This is a genomic window from Streptomyces sp. NPDC048254 (genome assembly GCF_043201895.1).
GTDB lineage: Bacteria > Actinomycetota > Actinomycetes > Streptomycetales > Streptomycetaceae > Streptomyces.
In genome coordinates this window covers 964296-990209 of record NZ_JBICZJ010000001.1, presented here as the reverse complement: position 1 = coordinate 990209, position 25914 = coordinate 964296, and the positions used below count along the sequence as shown (strand labels likewise).

The following is a 25914-nucleotide window of genomic DNA, read 5'->3' as shown; positions in this document are numbered from 1 at the left end:
GTACTTGAACCGTGTCACCCGCTGCGGTCACTTCGCCGTGGTCACTTGACGATGGTCGACCAGTCGGCCGGGGCCTGTGCCGGGTCCAGGGAGCGCAGGCGGGCGAGGGTCTCCGGGTCCTGGGCGTCCATCCAGTCGGCGAGTTCCTTGAAGGAGACGCACTTGACGCCCTTCTTGGTGCAGATCTTCGGGATGATCTGGTCGATGGCCTTCATGTAGATGCTGCCGTTCCAGTCCTCGAAGTGGTTGCCGATGAACAGCGGGGCCCGGCTGCCGTAGTAGACGCGGTTGAAGCCGTTCATGTAGGAGTTGACGGTTTCCTGCTCCCAGGTGGCGTACTGGGACGAGTCGCCGTCGACCTCTCCGTTGGACTGGTTGTAGAGGAAGTTGAAGTCCATCGACAGGGCCTGGATGTTGTCGCCGTAGGGCAGCAGCTCCAGCGGGAAGTTCCAGAGGCCGTTCTTCTTGGACGGCCATATCTGGTAGTCACCGGGGGAGCTGGCGTCGTACTTCCAGTTGTAGCCGTACTTCTGCAGGGCCTTGAGCAGGTTGGGCTGGCCTTCCAGGCAGGGGGCGCGGCCGCCGACGACCTCCTGCTTGAAGTCGAAGGGCAGGGCGGGGATGTCCTTGAAGCCGGTGTTGGTCTTCCAGTTCTCCACGAACTTGTAGAACTGGTCGATCTCGCTCTTCCACTGCGCGACGCTCCACTCGCCGCCGCCCTTCTTCTCGCAGAAGTGGCCGTTGAAGTGGGTGCCGATCTCGTTGCCCTGGTTGTAGGCCTCGCGCAGCTGCTCCAGCGTGGTGCGGATGTGTGCGTCGGTGGCGTAGTCGATGGCGGCGTCGCCCGGGGAGTGCATGGGCCCGGTGTAGAGCGACTTCTTGCTCTTGGGCAGCAGGTAGATGCCGGTGAGGAAGAAGGTCATGTGGGCGTTGTACTCCTTGGCCATCTCCCGGTAGTGCGAGAAGAGATGGTCGTCGCCCTCCAGGGCGCCGTCCCAGGAGAAGACGACGAACTGGGGCGGCTTCTCACCCGGCTTGAGCTTCTCGGGCTTCAACTGGCCGGTCTGCGGCCCGGTGTACGACGTCGACCCGTCCCCGAGGATCTTGGTCTTGCCGTCCCACTTCGGGCTCGCCGACGGCGACGGGGAGGCCTTTCTGGTGCCGGCGGCGGTGGGTGCCGTGTCGTCCTGTCTGGTGAGCACCAGATAGCCCGCGACGAGGGAGGCGACGACGAGGAAGGCGGCCAGGGTCAGGAACTCCGGGCGGGCTGGACGGCGGTCACGGGCGGGCGCCTTGCGTCGGTGGCCGCCGGTTGTCGGCTTCGTGCGGGGCTTCATGCGGGGCTCATTCTGCGGGTGGTGTGGGGAGCTTCGGGCTTCGGTGGTCAGTCAAGGCCCATGGCCTGTGCCCAGACCGCGTACGGGACGTTGTCGTCGCCGGTGCCGGCGAGTCCCTTGAGCGGGAGCGGCTCCAGGGATTTGTTCAGGTCGATGCGGTAGACGACGACGGACGTGGTCACGGACGAGGCCGTGCCGGTGTACCAGGAGGCGGTGTCCTTGCCGGTGGCGTTGGTGGTGCCCGCCTTGCCCGCCGCTCCGGCACTGGCGGAGGCGGTCGGGTGGGCGAGGCGGAACGATTCGGTGAGTGCCTGCTGGACTTCCTCGGCCACGTCGTCGCGGACCGCGCGGGTCGGCTGCGGGGTGTCGAGGACGACCCGGTGGCCGTTGCGGGTGATCTTGGCGACCGAGTACGGCTCGGTGTGGTTGCCGCCGGCCGCGAAGGTGGCGTAGCCGCTCGCCATCCGGATCGCGCTGGGCGTGGAGCTGCCCATGGACAGCGTCGGTACCTGTGCCCCGATGCTGTCGGAGAGCAGCCCGGATGCCACCGCGGTGGACCGCACCTTGTCGAGCCCGGTGTCCATGCCGAGTTGCATGAACGGTGTGTTCACGGACTGGGCGAGGGCCTGGCCCAGGCTGATCTGTCCGTAGGACGTCCCGTTGTCGTTGTTCGCGAAGACCTTCTTGCCGCTGCGGTCCCAGTACGGCCCGTCCGGCGTCGTGACGGGGACCTTGTCGTTCCCGTCGTAGAGGGTCTCCGGGGTGACCGAGGTGGCGGCCCCGCCGCGCTCCTTGTGGACGCCGTTCTGGAGCCCTGCGGCGTAGACGAAGGGCAGGAAGGCGGTACCGGCCGGGACGGTGGTCGAGTTGGACTCGTTGTAGCCCTGCGTACGGTGGTCGGGTCCGCCGTACACGGCGACGATCCGTCCGTCGGTGGCGACCGAGGCGGCGCCGTAGTGTGCGGCCTTCGCAAGGTCGGGGTCGCTCTCCTTGGCCGCCTTGCGGGCCTTGTTGACCGCCTTGGTGAGGGTGTCCTCCTTCTTGCGGTCGAAGGTCGTGTAGATCTGGTATCCGCCGAGGTCGAACTGCTTGTCCGAGATGTGGGCGGACTTCTTGGCGTACTGCTGGGCCAGTTCGACCAGATAGTCGCTCTGACTGCCGGTGTCGTACACCTTGTTGTTCTTGATCGGGTCCGGGAAGGTCTTGTACTTGGCCCGTTCGGCCGGCGACAGTTTGCCGATCTTGACCATCCGGTCCAGGATCCAGGACCAACGCTCCACCGCGCGCTTGTGGTTGGCCTTGCTCAGCGTCGGGTCGTAGAGTCCGGCGCCCTTGAGCAGCGAGGCGAGCATGGCGGCCTGGCTGGCGTTCAGCTGGCCGACGTCCTTGCCGTAGTAGGCCTGGGCGGCGCGCTGGATGCCGTACGTCCCGCGGCCGAACCAGCTGGTGTTGAGGTAGCCCTCCAGGATCTGGTCCTTGCTCATCCTGTTGTCGAGCTTGAGGGAGATCATCGCCTCGGTGAATTTACGGCTCACCGTCTGGTTCTGTGTCAGATAGACGTTTTTCACATATTGCTGGGTAATAGTGGACCCGCCCTCGGTGTCCCCTTCACCGACCGTGCGATACAGGGCCCGGGCTATGCCTTTGACGGAGATACCGGGGTCGGAGTAGAAGCTCTCGTTCTCCGCCGCGAGCACCGCCCAGCGCACGTCCACCGGTATGTCCTTGAGCGGCATGTCCTGCCGCTGCACCCAGCCGGTCCGGGCCATCGGCGTCCCGTCGGACCAGAAGTAGACATTGTCCTGCTGGGTGGCGTACGTGTTGAGGTTGGACGGTATGTCCGTGGCCGCGTAGGCGACGACGAGGAACAGCCCGGTCAGGCCGATGCTCCCGAGAAAGCCTCCCAGCCACTGCCGCCAGGAGGGCATCCAGCGCCGCCAGCCGGTCCGGCCGGGCCGCGGGTACTCGGGGCGCAGCTTCCGCGCGTACGGGGCCAGTGGCGCGAGCCGGGGACCCACGAGGGCCCGGAGTCCCGCCACCGCCGCCAGCACGCGTTCACGCGGCGACGGGCGGGCGCTGCGGCGCCGTTCGGCACGGCCGCCCGAGGCCGCCGGCTCCGGCTCCGGCTCCGGCTCCGGCCGGCGTTGTTCGGGCACCCGGATCTGCATCGTGACGTCCGCCCGCAGGGCGTCCACCTTCAGATGCAGGGTCTCGTCATGCCTCGGCGGGTCCGGCTTCTTCCGCCGCTCTCCCGCACGGGGCGCCGGGATGTCGCCCGCGCCCTTCTCCGCCTTCGCGGCGTCGGCCTTCTCCGCCCGCAGGGCGTGCAGCTCGTTCCACAGCGCCTCTGCCTTCTGCCGTGCGACCTCCTGCGCACGCTGAGCGTCGTCGCCCTTCTGCCGCGGAGCATGCTCCGCGCGCAGGCCGTCGACCTTCAGATGCAGGGTCGCGTCCGGCTCGAACGGCTTTCGATCCCGGGATCCGGCCTGGTCATGGCCGTCCTCCGGGTCGTCCGTCCGCTCCGATGCGTCCGTCACGACTGCGTCTCCCCTCGCACTCGGTCTTGCGCGCGCGGTTAGACACGACGGGTGGCAGGTCCGCGGCGGGCGCGGCGCTGCGAGCCCCCCTCATCCCCCGGTCTTTCGGCTCCTCGCGGCCAGCTTAAATTATCAGCGATCTTTTCAAAATCTCCGCACAAGTATCGGACAGAAAGGAACACTCATGAAATTCTGAGGTGCAGTGATGCCCATCACTTCCTCAGTACTCCCGTTAGCCTGTCCCCATGCCCCGCTACGAGTACCGCTGCCGCACCTGCGGCGACACCTTCGAACTGTCCCGCCCCATGGCCGAGTCGTCCGCTCCGGCAGCATGCCCGCAAGGGCATGAAGACACCGTAAAGCTCTTGTCCACAGTGGCGGTGGGCGGTACGGCTTCCGCACCCGCCGCCGCCCCCAGCTCCGGCGGCTGCTGCGGCGGCGGCTGCTGCGGCTAGCCCTCCGTACGGACCGTCTTCAGGAATTCCCGAAGGATTCGTTCTCCGGCCAGCACCCCGCGTTCCGGCAACGCGACGACGGCCGGCCCGGCCCATCCGGCGTCGGCCAACTCGCCGTGCCCCGGGCGCCAGCCACGGTCCGCGGCCAGCAACAGGTCGGCGTCGAGCAGCGAGTCCCCCGCGGCCAGCGTCAGCTCGGCGCCGGTCCGCCGCGCGACCTCCCGCATCGCCGCGCTCTTCGTCAGCGGCTTCGGCACGGCGTAGATCTTCCGCCCCTGCAACGACACCGTCCAGCCGCGGTTCTCCGCCCACACCGCGAGGCTCTTCACCCACTCCTCGGGCAGCAGCTCCCGCTCCACCACCAGGTAGGCGAACAGGTCCTCGGCGACCCGGAGCTTGCGCAGCCACACCGGGTCGGCGTGCTCCGTCAGGTACGCCCGCACCTCGTCCAGCGGCGCGCACTCGTCGGCCAGCCGTGCCAGCACCTGCCCGTGCCAGTCCCCGTCGGACACCCCGTCCACCAGCAGATGCCCGCCGTTGGCACAGATGGCGTACCGCGGCGCGGGCCCCGGCAGGTTGATCCGCTCGTACTGCTTACGGGTCCGGGTGGTCGTCGGCACGAAGACGGCCGCGTCCCCGAGCTCGGTCAGCAATCGCGCGGAGGTCTCGGTCAGGTACGACAGCGGCCTGCTCTCGTGCACCTCGACACAGAGCAGCCGGGGCGCCCGCGCGTCCGGCATGGTCAGCGCCAGGGCACCCGCCGAGTAGATGAGCGTACGGTCGAGGTCGCTCGCCACCAGCAGCGCCATCAGACGTTCACCGCCTTGCCGTCGGCGCCGGTCGCCCCGCGCGTGTACTTGGGATGGATCAACCCGACACAGGTGTACGGCAGTTCGCCGACCTCCTCCACCGGCACACCGCGCTGTTCGGCCAGCAGCCGCACATGGTCCAGGTCGGCGCCCGCCCCGGCCCGCGCCAGGATCTTCCAGGGCACCCGGCGCAGCAGCACCCGGGTGGTCTCCCCCACGCCCGGCTTGACGAGGTTCACGTCGTGGATGCCGTACTCCTCGCTGATCCGCTCGACGGCCGCCCAGCCCTCCCAGGTCGGCGTGCGGTCCGCGACGGCCAGCTCCTTCACGGCGTCGTCCACCGCGTCCACGACCTCCTCGAACCGCGCCGCGACCGCGTCCAGGAAGGCCACGGACACATCGGCCCCGGCCAGTTCGCGGTAGAACTTCGCGCCGTGGAAGTCGTCAGGACCCACCAGGTCGGCCCGCAGCACGGTCCGCGAGATCAGCCCGGAGACCGTCGAGTTGAGGCAGGCGGAGGGGATCAGGAAGTCCTCCCGGGTGCCGTACGTCCGCACGCACGACCCGGGGTCCGCGAGCACCGCGATCTCCGGGTCGAACCCGGAGACGCCCTCCCGCTCCTCGAACTCCCCGATCGCGTCGGCGAGTTCCCGGGTGATCGCGCCCTTCCCGGTCCAGCCGTCCACGAACACGACGTCCCGCGGCTCGTGGTGCGCGGCCAGCCAGCGCAGCGCGTTCGCGTCGATACCGCGGCCGCGCACGATCGACACGGCGTAGTGCGGCAGCTCGGCGCCGTACCGGAACCGCGCCCAGCGGCGCATCAGGACGCCCACCGGGGTCCCGGCCCGCGCCAGCGACACCAGGACCGGCCGCGGCGACCGTTCGGCCAGCACGGTCTCGGTGACGACCCCGACCGCCTGCGCGATCCGCGCCGCCGAGGTCTCCAGGGCCGCGTGGAACAACGCCTGGTACTGCTCGCTCGGCTGGTACTCCATCGGCAGCGACTCGGCGTAGTGCGCGCCGCCGCTCTGGACCGCCTCCTCGCGCTCCTCGGTCGGCGCCTCCAGCTGGACGTCCGAGAGGTCCTGGAGCAGCCAGCCGACGTCCTCCGGCGGATACGAGGAGAAGGCGGGGCCGCGGAGGGGCTCGGGCAGCATGGCGGGGCTCTCTTCGGTCAGCGCGGGGGCGTACGACGGTACAACCGCGAGCAGGACATGCGGGGCATGCGCGCCGAGCCGGGCCAACAGGCCGTCCGGTGCGTGCAGTTCGGGGGTGTCGCCGGCGGAGTCGACGAAGACGACCACCGCGTCGAAGCCGGCGCCTGCCACGTTGTACGCGTAGCGCTCGCCGGGGCCGTCGGCGGGGTTGTCGTGGGCCGGGAAGACGAGACGGCTGCGGATGGCGTAGCCGGGGTCGTCGACGGCCAGGACGGGCGAGCGGGTGGTGGTGGAGTACCGCACCTCGGCGGCGACGAGGGGCTCCAGCTCACGGGCGACCCGGAGGGGGGCGTACATCAGCTCCTCGAAGCCGAGGGTGAGTACGCGGCGGGCGTCGGGGGGCAGGGCCTCGGCGAGGCGTGCGGCCATGGCGGGGAGGGCCGTTTCGAGGCGTATTCGGTGGGCCGGGGTGAAGCCGTGCCGTCCGCCGTCGGGGAGGCCGTGTGGCCAGTGCAGGTCGACGCGGGTGGGGTGGGTGGGGTGGGGGGTGGTGCCGTTGTCGGTCGGCTGCGGGCCGGTGGGGGCCGTTCGCGCCCGCGCGGCGGTAGCCGCAGATTCAACACAGCCCCGCGCCCCTTCAGGGCGTTGCCCTTGAAGGCGACTACCAGTCCACCCACCTAGGGGCGCGGGAAACTGCGCGCTCAGCCCAGACGGCGCCGCACCCGGCCGGTCACCATTCGCGGCACTCTCCTCGTACCGCGCCACCAGCTCCTGCCCCTTCTCCAACACCCCCTCCGGCAGCCGTACCGTCCCCGACGCGCCGGCCACCAGGTCCACCCTCGCGCCGATCTCACCGGCGAGATCCGCGAGGCGACCCGCGTCCGCCGTCGAGCGCATATCCACCAGAGCCACCACGACGTAACGTTTCCGCGGATAACGGGCGTGCAGGTCCCTGATCGTGTTCAGGACCGTGTTGCCCGTGGAGAACTCGTCGTCCACCAGGACCAGCGGGCCCTCGCCGGCCAGCAGCGCCGGGTCCTCCGGGAGCAGCAGATGCGAGGTCGCGTGGGAGTGGGACTCCTCGAAGCCGCCGGCCGGGGTGACGCCCGGGACCGGGCGCCGTGTGGAGTGCAGGTAGGGGGCGAGGCCGATGCCGTCCGCGACGGAGTGGCCGAGGCCGGTGGCCGTCTCGGCGTAGCCCACCACCACGGCCCGGGCCGCCTCCTCGTCGCCGAGGAGTTCACGCACCCGGCGGCCGAGGGTGAACCCGTGGCCGTAGACCACCGCGGGCGACTGCGGCACGTGCTTGCCGAGCACGTTGGAGACCAGCAGGTGGGCCCGCTTGGGGTTGCGGCGCAGGGCCAGTCCGAGCAGGGCCCGCAGGCCGTCGTCGCCCACGAGTTCGACGCCGAGTCGCTCCGCGACCCAGCTGCCGGACCAGTCCCCGTTGTTCACTGCGATGTTCATGCGTTTCCTGTGTCGTCCCCTAGGGCCCGTCAGCCGGGGATTCCGGCGGCGAGCAGCTCCACGAAGCCGACGTCCTCGTTGGCCACGCCGAACACCTCGGCCCGCAGCATGGTCCGCTCGGCCCAGGCGCGGTGCGGCTTCACCTCGTTCATCTTGTTCGTGTACGCCGAGCGAAGCACACCCCCACCGCCCCGTTCCGGCCGGAGGATGTCCTGGGCGTCCGAGAACTCCTCGTGACTGACGACCGACAGCGCGTGCACGGGGATGACGTGCGAGGGGTGGATGCAGGTCTTGCCGAGCAGCCCGTTGGCGTGGTCCAGGGAGATCTCCCTGAGCAGCCCGTCCATGGCATGTTCGATGAGGCGGTTGCGCAGTTCCACGGCCTGCTCCTCCAGGAAGGGGCTGGAGCGGAGCATCGGCTTGAACATGCGCTCGGGGACCCGGAAGTACTCCCAGACCGGCCCGGTCACCGTGAACCCGGTGCCGTCGGCCCGCCCCAGCATGTTCACCACGTCCGCGATCACGGAGGCGATGATCTGCACGTCGTAGGCGGTCATGTCGGGTGCCCGCCGCAGCCCGTACGAGGAGCAGAAATCGGTCACCCCGAGCCTCAGAGCCAGCACCTTGCTCCGGTACTTGTCCACGGCGCGGGCGATGCCCTCCAGGGCGTCCACGCGCGTCTCCCGGTACATCAGCTCGGGCGTCTCCAGGACGGGCATCCCGAAGAGCCGGCGGCCGCTGCGCGCCTCGGCTCCGGTCAGCGCCTCCAGGAAGGGGATACCGCGCTCCTCGGTGAACTTCGGGAACACGAACCCCGACAGCAGCGACACGCTGCCGCCGAGCCGCCGTACCAGATCGGGGATCTGCTCGGGCTCGCGCACCCGGATGAAGAGCAGCGGCAGCTCCACGCCCGCCCGGACCCGGGCGGCCAGGTCGGCGAACTGGCGGACGAGGTTCGCCTCGCCCGCCACCACGTCCTCGTCGCCGATGGAGTCCTCCAGGCACAGCACCATCGAGACCACACCGAGTCCCGCCTGTTTGACGATGTCGTCGGCGAGCCGCTCCCGGGTGGCCGGGCTGTACAGCGTGGCGCCCAGGGCCGCCGAGAGCAGCCGGGCCGGGGAGTCGGCGGTGAACTCGCACGGCTCCTGGTGGAAGAGACGCTGCCGCACCTCAGGTGCGATGTGCCCGAAATGACGCATAAAACTCCCCGCGGCGGCGTAGACCAAGTCTGTGAAATTGGTAAAGGGTGGCCGGTAATAGTACGTACAAAGCCATGTCGAGGGTTCCCGCCGGGCATGAATTCCAGGTAACCCGCCTGTGTCGGTCGGGGAGCCCCCCGCGTTGTCGTGACCAGGACCGAGAGGGCAGGATGACCGCATGACGCACGCGATGCTGAAGGGGTCGAACGTCCCCGTGGAGGCCACCACGGTCCGCGCGGTACTGCGCTGGACCCCCGGACAGGGAGTCCCGGACGTCGACGCCTCGGCGCTGCTCCTCGGCCCCGACGGACGTGTGCGCTCCGACGAGGACTTCGTCTTCTACAACCAGCCCCGGCACCCTTCCGGGAAGGTCTGGCGGCTGGGCAAGAAACGGGTGGCCGAAGGCCTCACCGACACGATCCAGACAGATCTCCCCGGTGTCGAGCCCAACGTCGGCCGAATCCTCCTGGTCGCATCGGCGGACGGCGTCCCGTTCGAACACGTACCCGCCCTGCGCATCCTGCTGTACGACGCCTCGGCTCCCGACGCCGAGCCGCTGGCCCACTTCGACATCAAGCCGGAGACCGGCGCCGAGACGGCCCTGATCTGCGGCGAGCTGTACCGCAGGGGCGAGGGCTGGAAGTTCCGCGCGCTGGGCGAGGGCTACAGCAACGGCCTCAGGGGCCTGGCGACCGACTTCGGCATCTCGGTGGACGAGTCGGAGTCGCTGGAGGAGCTCCCGGCCTCCCAGCCGCTGCCGCCCGAGCAGCCGACCTCGGTCCCGGCCCAGCCGGCGTACGGCTACCCGCAGCCGACCTCGCCGGCCTACGGCTACCCCCAGCAGCAGCCCCAGTCGGGCTACGGCTACCCCCCGCCGGCCCCGATCCCGGTGGCGACGGTCCCGAACACGGACTTCCGGCTGCCTCCGCAGGGACCGCAGTTCATCGGGCGGTGACGGTACCTCCGTAGCCGCCCTACTTCTCCACCTTCGTCTTGTAACCCCGCCCCCACTGCAACCCCCACCCGTACAACCGGTCCAGCTCCCCCTGGAACCCGTACACGAACTTCACCTCACGCCGGACGACCAGTTCGCCCTTCACGTTCTCGATCATCACCACCGCACACGACCGGGCCTGCGGATGCCGTTCGTCCAGGCCTATCTCGATCCGCGGCCCGTTGCTGGGGTAGAGCGTCACGATCGCGTGGGTACGGTCGAACGCCGGCGTCTGGTCGTAGATGTACACGAAGACCAGCAGCCGCCTGATGTCGTCCCGATGATCAAGGTTGACGTACATCGTCTCGCCGGACGCGGACCCGAACCGGTCGTCGCCGCTGAGCTTGACGTACGGCGGTGCGTTCACGTCCCCGAGCAGGCCGCCGAGCGGCTGTACGACGCCCTTGCTCCCGTCGGTCAGCTCGTACAGCGCCCCGAGGTCGAGGTCGACGTTGACCATGCTCTGCCCGTGTCCGAGCACCTCCGGCGGCCTGAGCGCCTTGAAGGGGTGCCGGAACAGGCTCGTCCGCTGTTCGCCGTCGAAGTCGGACGTCCGCATCCGCCAGGCGAGGTTGATGCGCAGGTTGCCGGTGGCCGCGCCCTGCTTCGTGAGGGACACCTGCTGGTGCCGCTTGGTGAGCTCGATGGCGTTGGACGCGGCGCTGCCCGAGTCGAACTCGGCCGCCCTTCCGCCCAGCAGTCCGTCGAAGAAACCCATTCCCGCCCCCAGAGACTTCCGCCGACGCCTCGGGGCGGCCGACCGTGCCGGCCGCCCCGAACAGAGCGTTCCTCGTCCAGAAGGGTGTCACACCCTCCGTTTTCGGCCCGGTGAGCCGGTTCAGACGCCGGACGAGACCTCAGTCTTCTCGTCCGTCCCCGCTTTTCCCTCGGCCGCCGCCAACCGCTGGTTGCGTCGCACGGAGGACCAGAACGACCAGCCGATCAGGACGACGCCGACGAGACCGGTGATGACCTCGTGGATCTGGTACTGGATGGTGACCATCAGGATGACCGCCAGCGCGCCGATCGCGTAGTGGGCGCCGTGCTCCAGGTAGACGTAGTCGTCGAGGGTGCCCTGCCGGACCAGGTAGACCGTGAGCGACCGGACGTACATCGCGCCGATACCGAGGCCGAGGGCCATCAGCACGATGTCGTTGGTGATGGCGAACGCGCCGATCACGCCGTCGAAGGAGAAGGACGCGTCCAGGACCTCCAGGTAGAGGAACATGAAGAACGCTGCCTGGCCGGCCAGGACGACCGACGACTTCTTCTTGCCGGTGCGCTCGGCCTCTTCCTCCTCCTCGTGCTCGCGTTCCTCCTCGGCTTCGAGCCGGTCCTCGAAGAAGCCGGAGAGGCCACCGACGATCATGTAGGTGATCAGGCCGGCGATACCGGCGATCAGGACCGTCTGCGCCTTGTCGACATGGCCGCCGCCGTGCTGGTGGGCGTGGACGGCGAAGGTGAAGGAGGTGATCAGCAGGACGATCAGGGCGATGCAGACCGCCAGCATGTCGACCTTGCCGAGCTTGGCCAGCGGGCGCTCGATCCAGCGCAGCCACTGGATGTCCCGGTCCTCGAAGATGAAGTCGAGGAAGATCATCAGCAGGAACATGCCGCCGAAGGCGGCGATCGCCGGGTGGGCGTCGGTGACCAGTTCCTGGTAGCGGTCCTTGTTGTTGAGCGCGAGGTCGACGGCCTCGATGGGGCCCATCTTGGCGGTGACCGCGACGATCACGACCGGGAAGACCAGCCGCATGCCGAAGACCGCGATGAGAACGCCGACCGTGAGGAAGATCTTCTGCCAGAAGGCACTCATCTTCTTCAGGATTCCGGCGTTGACGACCGCGTTGTCGAACGACAGGGAGATCTCGAGGACGGCGAGGATCGCGACGATGCCGAAGGCCTCCCACCCCCCGTAGAAGACCGCGGCGACCAGGCCGAGCGCGGTGATCGCGAACGACCAACCGAAGGTTTTCAGAAGCACTGGTTACCCAATCATGGTGTGTGGGGGTACCTCCCAGACGGAGTCTGGGGGAGGGTCTCTCCCGCCTCGGCTTTACTCACTGTTGACCACGGAGTCTAGAGGGCATCGGTGTCCTACGGCTCGCGCGGGCCCTACATCCGGCTGTGACGGGTGCTACGAGACGTTCACACCGAAGTCGAGCGCGATACCCCGCAGCCCGGAGGCGTAGCCCTGGCCGACGGCCCGGAACTTCCATTCGCCCTGGTACCGGTAGAGCTCGCCGAAGATCATGGCGGTCTCGGTGGAGGCGTCCTCGCTGAGGTCGTAGCGGGCGAGCTCCTGGCCGTCGGCCTGGTTGACCACCCGGATGAACGCGTTGGAGACCTGGCCGAAGGTCTGGCCGCGATCGTCGGCCAGGTGGATGGAGACCGGGAAGATGATCTTGTCGCACTCGGCCGGCACCTTGGGCAGGTCGACCAGAATCGATTCGTCGTCGCCCTCGCCCTCACCGGTGAGGTTGTCTCCGGTGTGCTCGACGGAGCCGTCGGGGCTCTTGAGCTGGTTGTAGAAGACGAACCACTCGTCGCCGAGCACCCGGCCGTCCTTGCACAGCAGCGCGCTGGCGTCGAGGTCGAAGGGGGCGCCGGTGGTGGAGCGGGCGTCCCAGCCGAGTCCGATCATGACGTTGGTGAGGTTCGGTGCGGCCTTGGAGAGGGAGACATTGCCTCCCTTGGCGAGCGTGACGCCCATGGTGCTGGTCCTCCCCTAGCGATGTTTCTCCGGTTGTCCTGCACGTCCGGCGCCGACCGTAAACGGTGCGACGCCGGACAGTGCGGACTTTCGAACGCCCTCGGCGGGCGCCCGGACGGACTCAGACGTTGACGCCGAAGTCCTGGGCGATGCCGCGCAGGCCGGAGGCGTAGCCCTGGCCGATGGCGCGGAACTTCCACTCCGCGCCGTTGCGGTACAGCTCGCCGAAGACCATGGCGGTCTCGGTCGAGGCGTCCTCGGACAGGTCGTACCGGGCGATCTCGGCGCCGCCGGCCTGGTTCACGACGCGGATGAACGCGTTGCGGACCTGGCCGAAGGACTGCTGGCGGTTGTCGGCGTCGTAGATCGACACCGGGAAGACGATCTTCTCGACGTCGGCGGGGACCGTGGCCAGGCTGACCTTGATCACCTCGTCGTCGCCCTCGCCCTCACCGGTGAGGTTGTCACCGGTGTGCTCGACCGACCCTTCGGGGCTCTTGAGGTTGTTGAAGAAGACGAAGTTCGCGTCACTGCCGACCTTGCCCTCTGCGTTCAGCAGCAGTGCGCTGGCGTCGAGGTCGAAGTCGGTGCCGGTGGTGGTCCGGACGTCCCAGCCCAGACCGACGAGGACCGCGGTCAGGCCGGGGGCCTCCTTCGTCAGCGATACGTTGCCGCCCTTGCTGAGGCTGACTCCCACGAGTCCTCCCTTGTGGTGTCCAGGGGCGGGGAGCCCCCGTGGTGCTTCGGATACCGGATCAACGATTCGATCCTAGTGACGGGTTCCCGCCCCCCGCAGGCCCTGGACCCCGAAGAATTACCGGGTGTCGGCCCTGTCGACCCCTAGGGGATCGACGAACGGTCCACGAAGCGGTCTACAGGGCGTCGAGCGCCTTCACGTAGTCGTTCAGGTCGCGCGCGTCCGGCAGTCCGTTGACCACGGTCCACCGCACGACGCCCTCCTTGTCGATGACGAAGGTGCCGCGGACCGCACAGCCCTTGGCCTCGTCGAAGACGCCGTAGGCGCGTGAGGTCTCGCCGTGCGGCCAGAAGTCGCTGAGCAGCGGGTACTCCAGGCCCTCCTGCTCGGCGAAGACACGCAGGGTGTGGATGGAGTCGTTGGAGACGGCGAGCAGCTGGGTGCCGCGGTCCTCGAACTGGGGCAGGTGGTCGCGCAGCTCGCACAGCTCACCGGTGCACACGCCGGTGAAGGCGAACGGGTAGAAGAGCAGCACGACGTTCTTCTCGCCGCGGAAGTCGGACAGCCGCACGGACCGGCCGTGGTTGTCCTTGAGCTCGAAGTCGGGCGCCTTGTCGCCGACCTGGATCGCCATCGCTGCATCCCTTCGTAAGGGGCTGTTCGGGTGAGGACACCCTATGCGGCGACCTTCGCGCGGCGATCACGGCAGGCCGACGGACGGACCGGGGCTCGGTCCGTCCGCCGGGCGGGGCTCAGCGCTTCTTGGCGGCGCCCTTCGGGGTCAGCAGCCGGCTGCCGTTCCAGTCCTTGCCCACGCTGACGCTCTTGGTCTGCGAGAGGCCGGCGGTCGTGGCCGCCTCGCCGATGTCGCTCGGCTCGACGTAGCCGTCACGGCCCGTCTTCGGAGTCAGCAGCAGGATCCAGCCGCCTTCCTCCATGTACGTGACGGCATCCACCAGCGCGTCCGTCAGGTCGCCGTCATCCTCACGGAACCACAGCACCACGGCGTCGGCCACGTCGTCGTAGTCCTCGTCCACCAACTCGGTGCCGATGGTGTCTTCGATGGACTCGCGGAGTTCCTGGTCGACGTCGTCGTCGTAGCCGATCTCCTGGACCACCTGGTCTGGCTGGAACCCCAGCCTGACGGCAGGGGTGGTCCGCTCCTCCGCGTGGTCCGCGGTCGCGCTCACGGGTTGCCTCCTGATCATGTCTTGTTGATTAACTCAGCCACGCGCGTGCGCGAAGCATTGGCCGTAGTCCACACGGGCGGGACGGATCGCGCAAGTACCCGGCCGTTCAGACCGCCGAAACGGTGACGATCCCGGCCGTGTCGCCGCAACTCCCGGCACCGTATCGCAGACGGGTGTGGCACACACCACTCCCTTTTGCCCGCAATGTTCCTTTCGGAATCATCCTCACATACGACGGTCGAACGAGTTTGCCAAGCACGTCACACCCCGGGCGTATCGTTGCGTTTTGGCCGGGACCGAGTTACCTCACGGTAGAGATGACGTGCGCTGCCCCGAGGTGGACGATGGACAGCGGTGTAGGGAAACGCAGGGACATGCAGGAAAACGCAGGGAATCAGTGCCCCTCTGACAGGTAAGGAACAGCGTGGCTTCCGGATCCGATCGCAACCCGATCATCATTGGCGGCCTTCCGAGTCAGGTTCCTGACTTCGATCCCGAGGAAACCCAGGAGTGGCTCGACTCGCTCGACGCCGCCGTGGACGAGCGCGGCCGGGAACGGGCCCGTTATCTGATGCTCCGCCTGATCGAGCGCGCCCGCGAGCGGCGGGTGGCCGTACCCGAGATGCGCAGCACGGACTACGTCAACACGATCCCCACGCGCGCGGAGCCGTTCTTCCCGGGCAACGAGGAGATCGAGCGCAAGGTCCTCAACGCGACCCGCTGGAACGCGGCCGTGATGGTCTCCCGTGCGCAGCGTCCGGGCATCGGTGTCGGCGGCCACATCGCCACCTTCGCCTCCTCAGCGTCCCTCTACGACGTCGGCTTCAACCACTTCTTCCGCGGCAAGGACGACGGCCACGGCGGCGACCAGGTCTTCTTCCAGGGGCACGCCTCCCCCGGCATCTACGCGCGCGCGTTCCTGCTCGACCGGCTCGGCGAGGAGCAGCTGGACGGCTTCCGCCAGGAGAAGTCGAAATACCCGAACGGCCTCTCCAGCTACCCGCACCCGCGCTCGATGCCGGACTTCTGGGAGTTCCCGACGGTGTCGATGGGCCTCGGCCCGATCGGCGCGATCTACCAGGCGCGGATGAACCGCTACATGCACGCGCGCGGGATCGCCGACACCTCGAAGTCACACGTCTGGGCGTTCCTCGGCGACGGCGAGATGGACGAGCCGGAGTCGCTCGGCCAGCTGTCCATCGCCGCGCGCGAGGGCCTGGACAACCTGACCTTCGTCGTCAACTGCAACCTCCAGCGGCTCGACGGCCCGGTGCGCGGCAACGGCAAGATCATCCAGGAGCTGGAGTCGGTCTTCCGGGGCGCCGGCTGGAACGTGATCAAGCTGGTCTGGGACCGCACCTGGGACCCGCTGCTCGCCCAGGACCGTGACGGCGTCCTGGTCAACAAGATGAACACGACCCCCGACGGTCAGTTCCAGACCTACGCCACCGAGTCCGGCGGGTACATCCGCGACCACTTCTTCGGTGACGACCAGCGGCTGCGCGCGATGGTCGAGCACATGAGCGACGACCAGATCCTGCACCTGGGCCGCGGCGGCCACGACCACCGCAAGATCTACGCGGCGTTCAAGGCGGCCACCGAGCACCGGGGCCAGCCGACGGTCATCCTGGCCAAGACGATCAAGGGCTGGACGCTGGGCCCGAACTTCGAGGGCCGCAACGCCACGCACCAGATGAAGAAGCTGACGGTCGCCGACCTCAAGGGCTTCCGGGACCGGCTGCACCTGCCGATCTCCGACCAGGAGCTGGAGTCCGGCCTGCCGCCGTACTACCACCCGGGCCGGAACTCGGAGGAGATCCAGTACATGCACGACCGGCGCAAGGGGCTCGGCGGCTACGTCCCGACCCGCGTCGTGCGCTCCCAGCCGCTTGCGCTGCCGGACGACAAGACGTACGCGACCGTGAAGAAGGGCACCGGCCAGCAGTCCATCGCGACCACCATGGCCTTTGTCCGTCTCCTGAAGGACCTCATGCGGGACAAGGAGATCGGCCGTCGCTTCGTCCTGATCGCGCCGGACGAGTACCGCACCTTCGGCATGGACTCCTTCTTCCCGAGTGCGAAGATCTACAACCCGCTCGGCCAGCAGTACGAGGCGGTCGACCGCGACCTGCTGCTCGCCTACAAGGAGTCGCCGACCGGCCAGATGCTGCACGACGGCATCTCCGAGGCCGGCTGCACGGCCTCCCTGATCGCGGCGGGCTCGGCCTACGCCACCCACGGCGAGCCGCTCATCCCGGTCTACGTCTTCTACTCGATGTTCGGTTTCCAGCGCACCGGCGACCAGTTCTGGCAGATGGCCGACCAGCTGGCGCGCGGTTTCGTCCTGGGTGCGACCGCCGGCCGTACGACCCTGACCGGTGAGGGTCTCCAGCACGCCGACGGCCACTCCCAGCTGCTCGCCTCGACGAACCCGGGATGCGTGGCCTACGACCCGGCGTACGCGTACGAGATCGCGCACATCGTCCAGGACGGCCTGCGCCGGATGTACGGCGGTGACGCCGAGCACCCGCACGGCGAGGACGTCTTCTACTACCTGACCGTCTACAACGAGCCGATCCAGCACCCGGCCGAGCCGGCCGACGTGGACGTCGAGGGCATCCTCAAGGGCATCCACCGGATCAGCGCGGGCACGAACGGCACCGTCCCGGCGCAGATCATGGCGTCCGGTGTCGCGGTCCCGTGGGCGATCGAGGCGCAGCGGATCCTCGCCGCGGACTGGAACGTGAAGGCCGACGTCTGGTCCGCCACCTCCTGGAACGAGCTGCGGCGCGAGGCCGTGGCCTGCGAGGAGCACAACCTCCTCCACCCGGAGGAGGAGCAGCGCACCCCGTACGTGACGCGCAAGCTGAGCGTCGCCGAGGGTCCGTTCGTGGCCGTCTCCGACTGGATGCGATCGGTTCCGGACCAGATCGCCCGCTGGGTGCCGGGCACGTACCAGTCGCTGGGGGCCGACGGCTTCGGCTTCGCCGACACGCGCGGCGCGGCACGCCGGTTCTTCCACATCGACGCGCAGTCGATCGTGGTCGCGGTCCTGACCGAGCTGGCCCGTGAGGGCAGGCTCGACCGCTCGGTGCTCAAGCAGGCCATCGACCGCTACCAGCTGCTGGACGTGACGGCGGCGCACCCGGGCGCGGCGGGCGGCGACGCGTAGCCGCTGCGCTCGGCTTCGGCCGGCGGGCGGTGGGGGGCTGCGGCGACGTCGTGGCTGGTCGCGCCCACGCGGCGGAGCCGCGGACCGATGCTGTCCGCGCCTCTTTGGGGCGCGGACAGTGCCTACGATGCCCTCATGGAGCGACAGTCCGCGCAGGCGCGTTGGGAGCAGGTGACCCAACGGCCGTTGCTGGCGCTCGCGGTGGCCTTCGCCGTCGCCTACGCGCTGCCGATCGTGGACAGTTCCGCAGGGCATGTCCTCACCGCCGCGTGCACGGTGGCGGAGTGGGTGGTGTGGGGTTCGTTCGCTCTCGACTACCTCGTACGGCTGGCTCTGGCGCCCCGGCGCAAGGAGTTCGTGCGGACGCACTGGATAGACCTGTGCGCGGTGGTGCTGCCGATACTCCAGCCGCTGCGGCTGCTCCGGCTCGTCGCGACGCTGACGCTGGTGGGGCGACGGGCCCGGATGGCCTCGCAGATCCGGCTGACGACGTATGTGGTGGGCGCGGTCGTCGGCCTGCTGATGTTCGGCTCGCTGGCCGTGCTCTCGGTGGAGCGGGACTCCCCGGACGGGAACATCCGCACGCTGGGTGACGCGCTGTGGTGGTCGTTCACGACGATGACGACGGTGGGGTACGGCGACCACGCGCCGACGACCGGGCTGGGCCGGATGATCGCGGTCGGCCTGATGCTGTCCGGGATCGCCCTGCTGGGTGTGGTGACGGCGAACATCGCGACGTGGTTCATCGCACGGTTCGAGAAGGACGACGTGGAGGAGCGCCGGCAGACGGAGGCGATCGCTCTGCTGACCGAGGAGGTGCGGGCGCTGCGGGCCGAGGTGGTTGCTCTGCGCGAGGGGGTGGGGGCCGGCGCAGCGGGACACTCACCGGCGCTGGCCGGGTGCCGCTGCGCCCACCCGTGCCGCCTGGGGGTCCCCCCAGGCCTTTCGGGCTCTGGGGGAAGCACGACTGCCCGCAGCTGAGGCGCCCCTTTAGGGGCGCGGGGCTGTGTCGATGTGCGGCTCCGCCGCGTGGGCGCGAGCAACCCCCACCGGCCCGCGGCTAGACCGATACGCCCGCCAGCCAGAACAGCGCCAGCACCGTGTCGATCGCCCCCAGCACCACCGCCACCAGCGCCGGAATCGAGCTGTTCGGCGACCACCTGCGGCCCATGGAGAGCCAGCCGCACACCAGCGCCGCCGGCCCCAGCACGATCCCGAGGGCGAAGAAGCCGACCACGGCGAACACCGTGCCGATGATTCCGAGCGTGCCACGGTCCAGCCCGGCCCGCGCACCTGCCCGGCCGCGTGAACGGGGGTACCCGCGTGTTCGTTGCCCGAAGCTCGCCATCATCAACTCCCTGGTCTCCATGGACTGTTCGGGTGCGATGACCGGGTACCCCTGTTCCGCGTCCGCAGACCTGCCCGCGCGCTGCCCCCCTCCGGCAGCGCGCCGCGGCCCGGGTGTCCTCCCATGCCCTGCGGAGGACTTGACCCACTGTGACCTGCGGCGCGTGCCGAGGGCGAGGAATCTTTAGCGGAGTCACCCTGATAGGGGAACTCCGCCACAAGAAACCGGACATATCGTCCGGGGCTGCGAACTGAACCCGCGCTAGATGTGCCCGACCCCCGCACCGGCGTCCGCGTTCTCGCCGCGCTTGGTGAACAGCGCGACCAGGATCGCGACCGCCGCCACACCCGCCGCGACCAGCGAGGCGAGGCTCATGCCGGAGATGAACGTGTCGTGGGCGACGTCGGAGATCTTCGCGGCGATCTCCGCGGGCGTCCCCTTGGCGACCGGCGCGACACCGACCTGGACCGCCTCGGAGGCCTGCGCCAGCTGCGCGTCGGTCAGCTTCGGCAGCCCCGCGTCGGCCCAGTTGCCCGGCAGGTCGCCGTCGACCTTGGAGGCCATCACGGCGCCCAGGACGGCCGTACCGAGGCTGCCGCCGATCTGCATCGCGGCCTGCTGGAGTCCGCCGGCCACACCGGACAGCTCCATCGCCGCGTTGCCGACGATGACCTCGGTGGCGCCGACCATGACCGGCGCAAGACCGAGGCCGAGCAGGGCGAACCAGATGGACATCACGCCGCTGCTGGTGTCCGCCTTCAAGGTGGACATGCCGTACATGGCGATCGCGGTGGCCGCCATGCCACCGGCCAGCGGGATCCGCGGGCCGAGCTTGGTGATCGCGGCGCCGGCCAGCGGGGAGCCGACGATCATCATGCCGGTGAGGGGAAGGAGATGGAGACCGGCGTCCACCGGGTCCATGCCGTGGACGTTCTGGAGGTAGAACGTCACGAAGAACAGGCCGCCCATGAAGGCGATGGCCATCAGGACCATCAGGACCACGCCCGCGGAGAGCGGGACCGAGCGGAACAGGGTGAGCGGGATCAGCGGCTCCTTGACCCTGGTCTCCCAGAAGGCGAAGAGGGCGAAGCCCAGCACGGACGCGGCGATGAACGTCCACGTCAGGCCGGCGCCCCAGCCCCAGCTCGGCGCCTTGATGAGCGCCCAGACCAGGCAGAACATCGCGCCGGAGAGCAGGGCGATGCCGAGCAGGTCGAAGGAGCGCGGGGCGCTGTATCCGCTTTCCGGGCTCCGCCCGAGGGCGGCACGGTGGTCGCGCAGGATCAGGACGCCCAGGACCAGGGCGATCAGGCCGACCGGCACGTTGATGAAGAACACCGACTGCCAGCTGACGTGCTGCACCAGCACACCGCCGAGGATCGGACCGCCCGCGGTGGAGGCACCGATGACCATGCCCCAGATGCCGATCGCCATGTTGAGCTTCTCGGCCGGGAAGGTGGCCCGCAGCAGGCCGAGCGCGGCCGGCATCAGCAGCGCGCCGAACAGGCCCTGGAAGACACGGAAGGTGACGACCAGGCCGATGCTGTCGGACAGGCCGATGGCGCCCGAGGCGGCGGCGAAGCCGACGACACCGATCAGGAAGGTCTGCCGGTGGCCGAAGCGGTCACCGAGCTTGCCCGCGGTGATCAGGGAGACCGCGAGGGCGAGGAAGTAGCCGTTGGTGATCCACTGCACCTGGGCGAAGGTGGCGCCGAGGTCCTTCTGGATCGCCGGGTTGGCGATGGCCACGATGGTGCCGTCGAGGGCGACCATCATGACCCCGACGGCGACGGTGATCAGGGTGAACCAGGGGTGGCCTCGCAGGCCGGCGGCCGGCGGCTGTTCCGGCAGGGCTGCAGGTGTTACGTCCCCCGACCCCGCCGTGTCGATCGTGGTCTGACTAGTCATACGATCGAGGCTAGTGACAGCTGCTGACAGTTGACAAACGAAATCACTAGTCAGTAACTGTCAGGCATGGAAACGTTGCGCGAACGCAAGAAACAGCGCACCCGGGACGCGCTGCTGCGCAACGCGCTGGAGCTGTTCGTGACCCAGGGCTACGAGCACACCACCGTCGACGAGATCGTCGAGTCCGTCGACGTCTCGCAGCGCACCTTCTTCCGCTACTTCGCCAGCAAGGAGGACGTGGCCTTCTTCGTGCCCCGGCTCACCGAGGCGCACTACGTCGAGGCGGTACGCCGGCGCCCGGCCGAGGAGACCCCGCTGGAGGCGCTGCGCCGGTCCGTCATGGACAGCTGGGACAGCATCGAGGAGGCCATCGAGCGGTACGTCCCGGTGGAGCTGCTGATGCGCACGTACAGGATGATCGAGGCGACGCCGGTGCTGTTCGCCGCCCACCTGCGGCGCCAGGCGGAGACGGAGGAGGAGATCGCGCGGATCGTCGCCGAGCGGGAGGGCGTCGACCCGGACACCGACCCCCGGCCGCGGCTCGTGGTCGCCGTGTTCGGCGCGGTCATCCGGGTCACCGAGCGGCAGTGGTCGGTCGGCGACGACTTCGGCGTCACGGCGATGCGCGAACTCACCGCGTCGTACCTCGACCAGGTGGGACCGGCACTCACCGGCAACTGGCGCGAGAGCCACGGGAACTGAGAGCGTCGCGCGAGCCGAGACGGACCGCACGAGCCGAGATCGACCACACCTTTGCCGAAACGTGATAACCGTCACTCGGTTACCGCGAGACCCCTTCGTTCTCCTAGTGTGTCCTCCCAGTGACTTCCTTCGACACCTCCCCGCCTCTGAACGTCTGGCGCGCGCTGCTGGCCCTGTCCGTGGTGTTCGTGATGCTCGCGACCACCGGCTGGACGGCCATGCGCGCGCACCGCGAGACCACCGCCCTGCAGACCTCCCTCGACAAGTGGGAGCACGGCAGCGTGCACGGTCTCCACCTGCCGGACCCGGAGGGGTCCCCCGCGCGGCTCACGCGTTTCTTCGCCACGCTCACCGCGCAGGAGCGCGACCGGCTCGTGCACCGCTACCCGCTCGCGGTCGGCAACATGAACGGCGCCCCGGCCGGCCTGCGCTACCGGGCCAACCACATCGCCCTCGACCAGCAGCGTGCCGTCGAGAAGAAACGGATGCACGACCCACGGCTCACCGCGGCCGGACAACAGGACGCGGGCCGCCGGATGCACCGCTACGAGGCGCTGATGGCCAAGGGCCGGCAGATCCTCGCCTTCGACCCGGACGGCAGCGGCCGGGTCGCCGAGGTGTTCGGCGACCTCACCAGGGCCGAGCGGATCTCCGTCGTCGTCCCCGGCGTCGACACCGACCTGCTCACCTTCCAGCGGACGAACCGTCAGTACACCGCCCCGGTCGGCATGGCCAAGGCGCTGTACGGGGCGGAGCGCACGGCGAACCCCGCGACCCGTACGGCGGTGATCGCCTGGGCCGACTACACCGCGCCCGACGGGCTCGGCGTGGGCGCGGCGACCGGCACGGCCGCCGAGCAGGGCGCCGTACGCCTCAACGCGCTGCTGCGCGCGCTGCCCGGCACGGCACCGGTGGCGCCGGTTTCGATGTTCTGCCACAGCTACGGTTCCGTGGTCTGCGGGGTGGCCGCGCACGGCATGCCGGACCGGGTGTCCGACATAGCGGTGGCCGCCAGCCCCGGGATGCGGGTCGAAAACGCCTCCCACCTGGGTACCTCCGCCCGGGTGTGGGCGATGCGGGACGCCACCGACTGGATCCAGGACGTCCCCTACATGGAGTTCGGCGGACTGGGCCACGGCGCCGACCCCGTCTCCTCCTCCTTCGGGGCGCGGGTGCTGTCGGCGCACGACGCACAGGGACACGCCGGCTACTTCGAGCCGGGCACGGACAGCCTGCGCAACCTCGCCGACATCGGGGTTGGCGCATACGGCGCGGTGACCTGCGCCCACGACGATGACGGGTGCCGGGCGGGTTTGTCCGGCACGTTGACGGCCGGACGCGCGTAGAGACAGCAGGAAGTGCGGTATGCGCGGGGATGGGACTGGGAAGCACGTGCCGCATACGATGAGCCGCATGGGTGACGTACTGGCCGGATTTCATGCCGCCTGGGAGTTCGAGTCCGACTCCGTGCTCATCCGCTACGAACGGGGGATTCGAACACCCAAGCTCTTCCAGACGCTGGGGGAACGCCGGGTGCCGTTCGCCGCGCTCTCGGGGGTGACGCTCACTCCCGGCAAACGGGGCACGGTGGTCCTGCGGGCCGAGCCGCGCCCGGGCGCCGATCCCCTGATGGAGGCGGCCGCCGGGCAGCTGAAGGACGGCAGCGACCCCTACCGGCTCGTCCTCCCCGCCGAGCGGGAGACCCTCGCGGAGTACTACGCCGACGAACTGCGGCCGCTGCTCACCGAGTCCGGGTCCGAACCGGCCGAAAGGTTTCTGGTGGCCGCGCCCGAGGCGCCCCGGCAGTTCAAGGCGTACGACGGCAAGGCGAGCTTCGACGGCAAGGCCGTGCACTTCCGCTGGTCCTGGACGGGCGCGTCGACGTCCAAGTGGAAGGCCGGCGACCAGCGCTTCGCGGTGGCCGACCTCGGGGGTGTGGAGTGGCGGTCCCCGGAGGTCTTCGAGGGACATCTGCGACTGCTGCGCCGCGGGGACCTCACCGGGGCGGCGCCGGCGGTCCCGGCCGACCAGGATCCGGCGACCGTGGTGTTCGGGCTCGGGTACGGGCCGGTGCACGAGTCGCTGCCGTTCGCCGCGGCGGTCCTGGAGGCGGTACGGGCGAAGGGCGGGGCCGCGCTGCCGTCGTCGGCAGGACGCCGGGACCCCGCCGACATCGCGGAGCGGATTCGCCATCTGGGGGACCTGCACCAGGCGGGGCTGGTCACCGACGAGGAGTTCGCCGCGAAGAAGGCGGAACTGCTGGCGGAGCTCTGAGGGTGCCTCAGCTCCCGCCCGTCCCGTAGAAACTGATCTTCCGGTCCAGCACCGACAGCGTGTCGTGCAGCTCGGCGATGCGGCCCAGGACGTCCCTGCGCGTCTGTTCCAGCAGCTCCCGGCGCTCCTGGTAGGTGCCGTCGCCCTCCCGTACCAGCTCCGCGTACCGGACCATGTCCGCCACCGGCATCCCGGTCAGCCGGAGCTTGGTCACGAAGTCCAGCCAGTCCAGGTCGCTGTTGCTGTAGCGGCGCTGGCCGGTGTGGGAACGGTCGATGTGGGACATCAGGCCGATCCGCTCGTACCAGCGCAGGGTGTGGGCGGTCAGGCCGGTGAAGGCGACGACCTCGCTGATCGTGTAGTGGTCCTGGCCCTCGGGGCGCGGATGCCGGCGGGGCGGCGCGGAACAGATGTCGGCGGGTGCGCGGTCGGACTGCTGAGTGGGGGCCGCGGTCGAGGTCTGCATCACCGTCATGACCCAACGCTACGACCTTCGAGTGCGCTCGAAGCAAGCGGAAACCGGGAAGACGGTAAGAAATCCGCGCGACGCGGGGGACGGCCGCTGACTACCGTGCGCGGGTATGAGTCTCGTACGCCGTGCCAGGCCCGAGGACGCATCCGAAGTGCTGCGTCTGCGCCAGATCATGATCGACGCACTGCCCGGTGGGGACGCCTCCACCCACTGGCACGCCCTGGCGCTGCCGGGGCTCCGGGAGCGGCTGGGCGAGCCGGACGGGGACTTCGCCGCGTTCGTCGTCGACCACCCGGACCGGCCGGGGGCGCTGGCCGCGCTGGTCGTCGGGACCCTCGACTACCGGATCGGCAAGGCGTCCAGTCCGCACGGGCACTCCGGGTACGTCTTCAGCGTGGCCACCGACCCGGACGCGCGCCGTCGCGGGTACGCGCGCGCGTGCATGGCGGAACTGCTCGCCTGGTTCCGCGAGCGGGGTGCCGGGCAGGTCATGCTGACCGCGTCGCCCGAGGCCGAGCCCCTCTACGCCGCGCTCGGCTTCGTCCACAAGCCGGACCCCACGATGATCCTGACGCTCTGATCGGCTTAGGCTCGTCGGTATGTCCTTGCAGAGCCTTGCGTTGATCGAGAACTGGCCGGTCCCCACCGCGGCGGCGGGTGCCGTACGGGCCGACGGGACGGTCCTGGGCACCCACGGTCCGGCCGGGCAGCGCTTCCCGCTGGCCTCCGTGACCAAGCCGCTCGCCGCGTACGCGGTGCTCGTCGCGTACGAGGAGGGGGCGGTCGAGCTGGACGAGCCGGCCGGCCCGCGGGGGTCGACGGTCCGGCATCTGCTCGCGCACACCTCGGGGCTGGCCTTCGACGAACACCGGGTGACGGCGCCGCCCGGGGAGCGGCGGCTGTACTCCAACGCCGGGTTCGAGGTGCTCGGGGACCATGTCGCCAAGGCGACGGAGATTCCGTTCGGCGAGTATCTGCGGCAGGCGGTCCTGGAGCCGCTGGGCATGACGTCGACGTCTCTCGACGGGTCACCGGCGAAGGACGGCATCTCCTCGGTCTCCGACCTGCTCCGCTTCGCGGCGGAGTTGCAGGCGCCGAGGCTGCTGGACCCGCGGACGGTGGCGGAGGCGACGCTGACCGTCCAATACCCCGGGACGAAGGGCGTGTTGCCGGGGTACGGCCACCAGAACCCGAACGACTGGGGTCTGGGCTTCGAGATCCGGGACGGCAAGTCCCCGCACTGGACGGGGTCTTCGTCCTCGCCTCGGGCGTTCGGGCACTTCGGCCAGTCGGGGACGTTCCTGTGGGTGGACCCCGACGCGGGGGTGGCGTCCGTGGCCCTCACGGACCGGGCGTTCGGCCCCTGGGCGGTGGAGGCGTGGCCGGCATTCACGGACTCGGTGCTGACGGAGCTCCGCGGCTGAGGGTGGGCCGGGCGGGGTTTCGCTTACCGGCGCCGGCAGGGTGCCGCCGCGCCACG

The 25914-nt window shown here is 69.5% G+C and carries 23 protein-coding genes; 9 read left to right on the top strand and 14 right to left on the bottom strand.

The genetic code is table 11. The annotated features are described in order from the left end of the window. Positions 1-41: 41 nt before the first annotated feature. Together ACGFZQ_RS04470 and ACGFZQ_RS04465 are read right to left on the bottom strand one after the other, a co-directional pair. Entirely contained in the window at positions 42-1337 is a 1296-nt protein-coding gene (locus ACGFZQ_RS04470) for a hypothetical protein (RefSeq protein ID WP_351731605.1), read from the bottom strand. A gap of 47 nt (positions 1338-1384) precedes the next feature. Next, positions 1385-3505, bottom strand: coding sequence for a transglycosylase domain-containing protein (locus tag ACGFZQ_RS04465; protein ID WP_393839240.1), 2121 nt, complete (start codon positions 3503-3505; stop codon positions 1385-1387). 614 nt (positions 3506-4119) lie between these two features. Between ACGFZQ_RS04465 and ACGFZQ_RS04460 the strand changes: the two genes are divergently transcribed. After that, on the top strand, positions 4120-4329 hold the full coding sequence (locus ACGFZQ_RS04460; protein WP_351731603.1) for a zinc ribbon domain-containing protein: 210 nt from the start codon (positions 4120-4122) through the stop codon (positions 4327-4329). Here the strand turns inward: ACGFZQ_RS04460 and ACGFZQ_RS04455 are convergent. The 3 genes from ACGFZQ_RS04455 to ACGFZQ_RS04445 are packed head-to-tail and all read right to left on the bottom strand — an operon-like array spanning position 4326 to position 8964. Then, entirely contained in the window at positions 4326-5138 is an 813-nt protein-coding gene (locus ACGFZQ_RS04455; protein WP_393839106.1) for an HAD family hydrolase, read from the bottom strand. The genes ACGFZQ_RS04460 and ACGFZQ_RS04455 overlap by 4 nt on opposite strands. Then, positions 5138-7762 carry a phosphoribosyltransferase gene (locus tag ACGFZQ_RS04450; protein ID WP_393839105.1) on the bottom strand — a complete coding sequence of 875 codons (2625 nt, stop codon included), beginning with the start codon at positions 7760-7762 and terminating at the stop codon, positions 5138-5140. The genes ACGFZQ_RS04455 and ACGFZQ_RS04450 overlap by 1 nt, the downstream gene beginning before the upstream one ends. 29 nt (positions 7763-7791) lie before the next feature. Next, on the bottom strand, positions 7792-8964 hold the full coding sequence (locus ACGFZQ_RS04445; RefSeq protein WP_351731595.1) for an HpcH/HpaI aldolase/citrate lyase family protein: 1173 nt from the start codon (positions 8962-8964) through the stop codon (positions 7792-7794). A gap of 178 nt (positions 8965-9142) precedes the next feature. Between ACGFZQ_RS04445 and ACGFZQ_RS04440 the strand changes: the two genes are divergently transcribed. Beyond that, positions 9143-9919, top strand: coding sequence for a TerD family protein (locus ACGFZQ_RS04440; protein WP_393839104.1), 777 nt, complete (start codon positions 9143-9145; stop codon positions 9917-9919). A gap of 19 nt (positions 9920-9938) precedes the next feature. On the opposite strand, the gene ACGFZQ_RS04435 is transcribed toward ACGFZQ_RS04440, so the two are convergent. The 6 genes from ACGFZQ_RS04435 to ACGFZQ_RS04410 all read right to left on the bottom strand — a co-directional run bounded on the left by ACGFZQ_RS04435 (position 9939) and on the right by ACGFZQ_RS04410 (position 14558). After that, on the bottom strand, positions 9939-10676 hold the full coding sequence (locus ACGFZQ_RS04435) for a Tellurium resistance (protein ID WP_351731589.1): 738 nt from the start codon (positions 10674-10676) through the stop codon (positions 9939-9941). A 120-nt stretch (positions 10677-10796) separates the two neighbouring features. Then, the gene (locus tag ACGFZQ_RS04430; RefSeq protein WP_351731587.1) at positions 10797-11942 is read right to left on the bottom strand and encodes a DUF475 domain-containing protein; all 1146 of its coding nucleotides are present in this window, start codon (positions 11940-11942) and stop codon (positions 10797-10799) included. Positions 11943-12095: 153 nt separating this feature from the next. Then, positions 12096-12671 (bottom strand): TerD family protein, encoded by a 576-nt coding sequence (locus tag ACGFZQ_RS04425; protein WP_351731584.1) that lies wholly within the window; start codon positions 12669-12671, stop codon positions 12096-12098. A 121-nt stretch (positions 12672-12792) separates the two neighbouring features. Continuing rightward, positions 12793-13368, bottom strand: coding sequence for a TerD family protein (locus ACGFZQ_RS04420; RefSeq protein WP_393839103.1), 576 nt, complete (start codon positions 13366-13368; stop codon positions 12793-12795). A gap of 175 nt (positions 13369-13543) precedes the next feature. Continuing rightward, positions 13544-14002, bottom strand: coding sequence for a peroxiredoxin (locus tag ACGFZQ_RS04415; protein WP_365795753.1), 459 nt, complete (start codon positions 14000-14002; stop codon positions 13544-13546). A gap of 118 nt (positions 14003-14120) precedes the next feature. Continuing rightward, positions 14121-14558, bottom strand: a complete 438-nt coding sequence (locus ACGFZQ_RS04410) for a DUF3052 domain-containing protein (RefSeq protein ID WP_351692127.1) — start codon at positions 14556-14558, stop codon at positions 14121-14123. A 424-nt stretch (positions 14559-14982) separates the two neighbouring features. On the opposite strand from ACGFZQ_RS04410, the gene aceE reads away from it, so the two are divergent. Then, positions 14983-17730 (top strand): pyruvate dehydrogenase (acetyl-transferring), homodimeric type, encoded by a 2748-nt coding sequence (aceE, locus tag ACGFZQ_RS04405; protein ID WP_393839102.1) that lies wholly within the window; start codon positions 14983-14985, stop codon positions 17728-17730. Between the two features lie 135 nt (positions 17731-17865). Continuing rightward, on the top strand, positions 17866-18711 hold the full coding sequence (locus ACGFZQ_RS04400; protein WP_393839101.1) for a potassium channel family protein: 846 nt from the start codon (positions 17866-17868) through the stop codon (positions 18709-18711). Positions 18712-18790: 79 nt separating this feature from the next. On the opposite strand, the gene ACGFZQ_RS04395 is transcribed toward ACGFZQ_RS04400, so the two are convergent. Continuing rightward, a complete protein-coding gene (locus ACGFZQ_RS04395) occupies positions 18791-19081 on the bottom strand; it encodes a small hydrophobic protein (RefSeq protein WP_382527046.1) in 291 nt (96 codons plus the stop codon). 258 nt (positions 19082-19339) lie between these two features. Further along, positions 19340-20986: an MFS transporter gene (locus tag ACGFZQ_RS04390; protein WP_393839100.1), complete on the bottom strand. Its 1647-nt coding sequence runs from the start codon at positions 20984-20986 to the stop codon at positions 19340-19342. Positions 20987-21052: 66 nt separating this feature from the next. Between ACGFZQ_RS04390 and ACGFZQ_RS04385 the strand changes: the two genes are divergently transcribed. The 3 genes from ACGFZQ_RS04385 (at position 21053) to ACGFZQ_RS04375 (ending at position 23962) form a co-directional block, all read left to right on the top strand. Next, positions 21053-21688: a TetR family transcriptional regulator gene (locus ACGFZQ_RS04385; protein WP_393839099.1), complete on the top strand. Its 636-nt coding sequence runs from the start codon at positions 21053-21055 to the stop codon at positions 21686-21688. Positions 21689-21807: 119 nt separating this feature from the next. Further along, entirely contained in the window at positions 21808-23034 is a 1227-nt protein-coding gene (locus ACGFZQ_RS04380; protein ID WP_393839098.1) for an alpha/beta hydrolase, read from the top strand. Positions 23035-23101: 67 nt separating this feature from the next. Next, positions 23102-23962 (top strand): DUF4429 domain-containing protein, encoded by an 861-nt coding sequence (locus ACGFZQ_RS04375; RefSeq protein WP_393839097.1) that lies wholly within the window; start codon positions 23102-23104, stop codon positions 23960-23962. A 7-nt stretch (positions 23963-23969) separates the two neighbouring features. On the opposite strand, the gene ACGFZQ_RS04370 is transcribed toward ACGFZQ_RS04375, so the two are convergent. Then, entirely contained in the window at positions 23970-24437 is a 468-nt protein-coding gene (locus tag ACGFZQ_RS04370) for a MerR family transcriptional regulator (protein ID WP_351731563.1), read from the bottom strand. A 106-nt stretch (positions 24438-24543) separates the two neighbouring features. On the opposite strand from ACGFZQ_RS04370, the gene ACGFZQ_RS04365 reads away from it, so the two are divergent. Continuing rightward, positions 24544-25014, top strand: coding sequence for a GNAT family N-acetyltransferase (locus ACGFZQ_RS04365; RefSeq protein ID WP_393839096.1), 471 nt, complete (start codon positions 24544-24546; stop codon positions 25012-25014). A gap of 19 nt (positions 25015-25033) precedes the next feature. After that, complete coding sequence (locus ACGFZQ_RS04360) at positions 25034-25858, top strand: serine hydrolase domain-containing protein (protein ID WP_393839095.1); 825 nt, start codon at positions 25034-25036, stop codon at positions 25856-25858. Positions 25859-25914: the final 56 nt, after the last annotated feature.

Coding starts and splice junctions, on each gene's coding strand:
- ACGFZQ_RS04470 (WP_351731605.1), bottom strand. CDS start 1,337: ATGAAGCCCCGCACGAAGCCGACAACCGGCGGCCACCGACGCAAGGCG.
- ACGFZQ_RS04465 (WP_393839240.1), bottom strand. CDS start 3,505: ATGCAGATCCGGGTGCCCGAACAACGCCGGCCGGAGCCGGAGCCGGAG.
- ACGFZQ_RS04460 (WP_351731603.1), top strand. CDS start 4,120: ATGCCCCGCTACGAGTACCGCTGCCGCACCTGCGGCGACACCTTCGAA.
- ACGFZQ_RS04455 (WP_393839106.1), bottom strand. CDS start 5,138: ATGGCGCTGCTGGTGGCGAGCGACCTCGACCGTACGCTCATCTACTCG.
- ACGFZQ_RS04450 (WP_393839105.1), bottom strand. CDS start 7,762: ATGAACATCGCAGTGAACAACGGGGACTGGTCCGGCAGCTGGGTCGCG.
- ACGFZQ_RS04445 (WP_351731595.1), bottom strand. CDS start 8,964: ATGCGTCATTTCGGGCACATCGCACCTGAGGTGCGGCAGCGTCTCTTC.
- ACGFZQ_RS04440 (WP_393839104.1), top strand. CDS start 9,143: ATGACGCACGCGATGCTGAAGGGGTCGAACGTCCCCGTGGAGGCCACC.
- ACGFZQ_RS04435 (WP_351731589.1), bottom strand. CDS start 10,676: ATGGGTTTCTTCGACGGACTGCTGGGCGGAAGGGCGGCCGAGTTCGAC.
- ACGFZQ_RS04425 (WP_351731584.1), bottom strand. CDS start 12,671: ATGGGCGTCACGCTCGCCAAGGGAGGCAATGTCTCCCTCTCCAAGGCC.
- ACGFZQ_RS04415 (WP_365795753.1), bottom strand. CDS start 14,002: ATGGCGATCCAGGTCGGCGACAAGGCGCCCGACTTCGAGCTCAAGGAC.
- ACGFZQ_RS04400 (WP_393839101.1), top strand. CDS start 17,866: ATGGAGCGACAGTCCGCGCAGGCGCGTTGGGAGCAGGTGACCCAACGG.
- ACGFZQ_RS04395 (WP_382527046.1), bottom strand. CDS start 19,081: ATGATGGCGAGCTTCGGGCAACGAACACGCGGGTACCCCCGTTCACGC.
- ACGFZQ_RS04390 (WP_393839100.1), bottom strand. CDS start 20,986: ATGACTAGTCAGACCACGATCGACACGGCGGGGTCGGGGGACGTAACA.
- ACGFZQ_RS04385 (WP_393839099.1), top strand. CDS start 21,053: ATGGAAACGTTGCGCGAACGCAAGAAACAGCGCACCCGGGACGCGCTG.
- ACGFZQ_RS04375 (WP_393839097.1), top strand. CDS start 23,102: ATGGGTGACGTACTGGCCGGATTTCATGCCGCCTGGGAGTTCGAGTCC.
- ACGFZQ_RS04370 (WP_351731563.1), bottom strand. CDS start 24,437: ATGACGGTGATGCAGACCTCGACCGCGGCCCCCACTCAGCAGTCCGAC.
- ACGFZQ_RS04365 (WP_393839096.1), top strand. CDS start 24,544: ATGAGTCTCGTACGCCGTGCCAGGCCCGAGGACGCATCCGAAGTGCTG.
- ACGFZQ_RS04360 (WP_393839095.1), top strand. CDS start 25,034: ATGTCCTTGCAGAGCCTTGCGTTGATCGAGAACTGGCCGGTCCCCACC.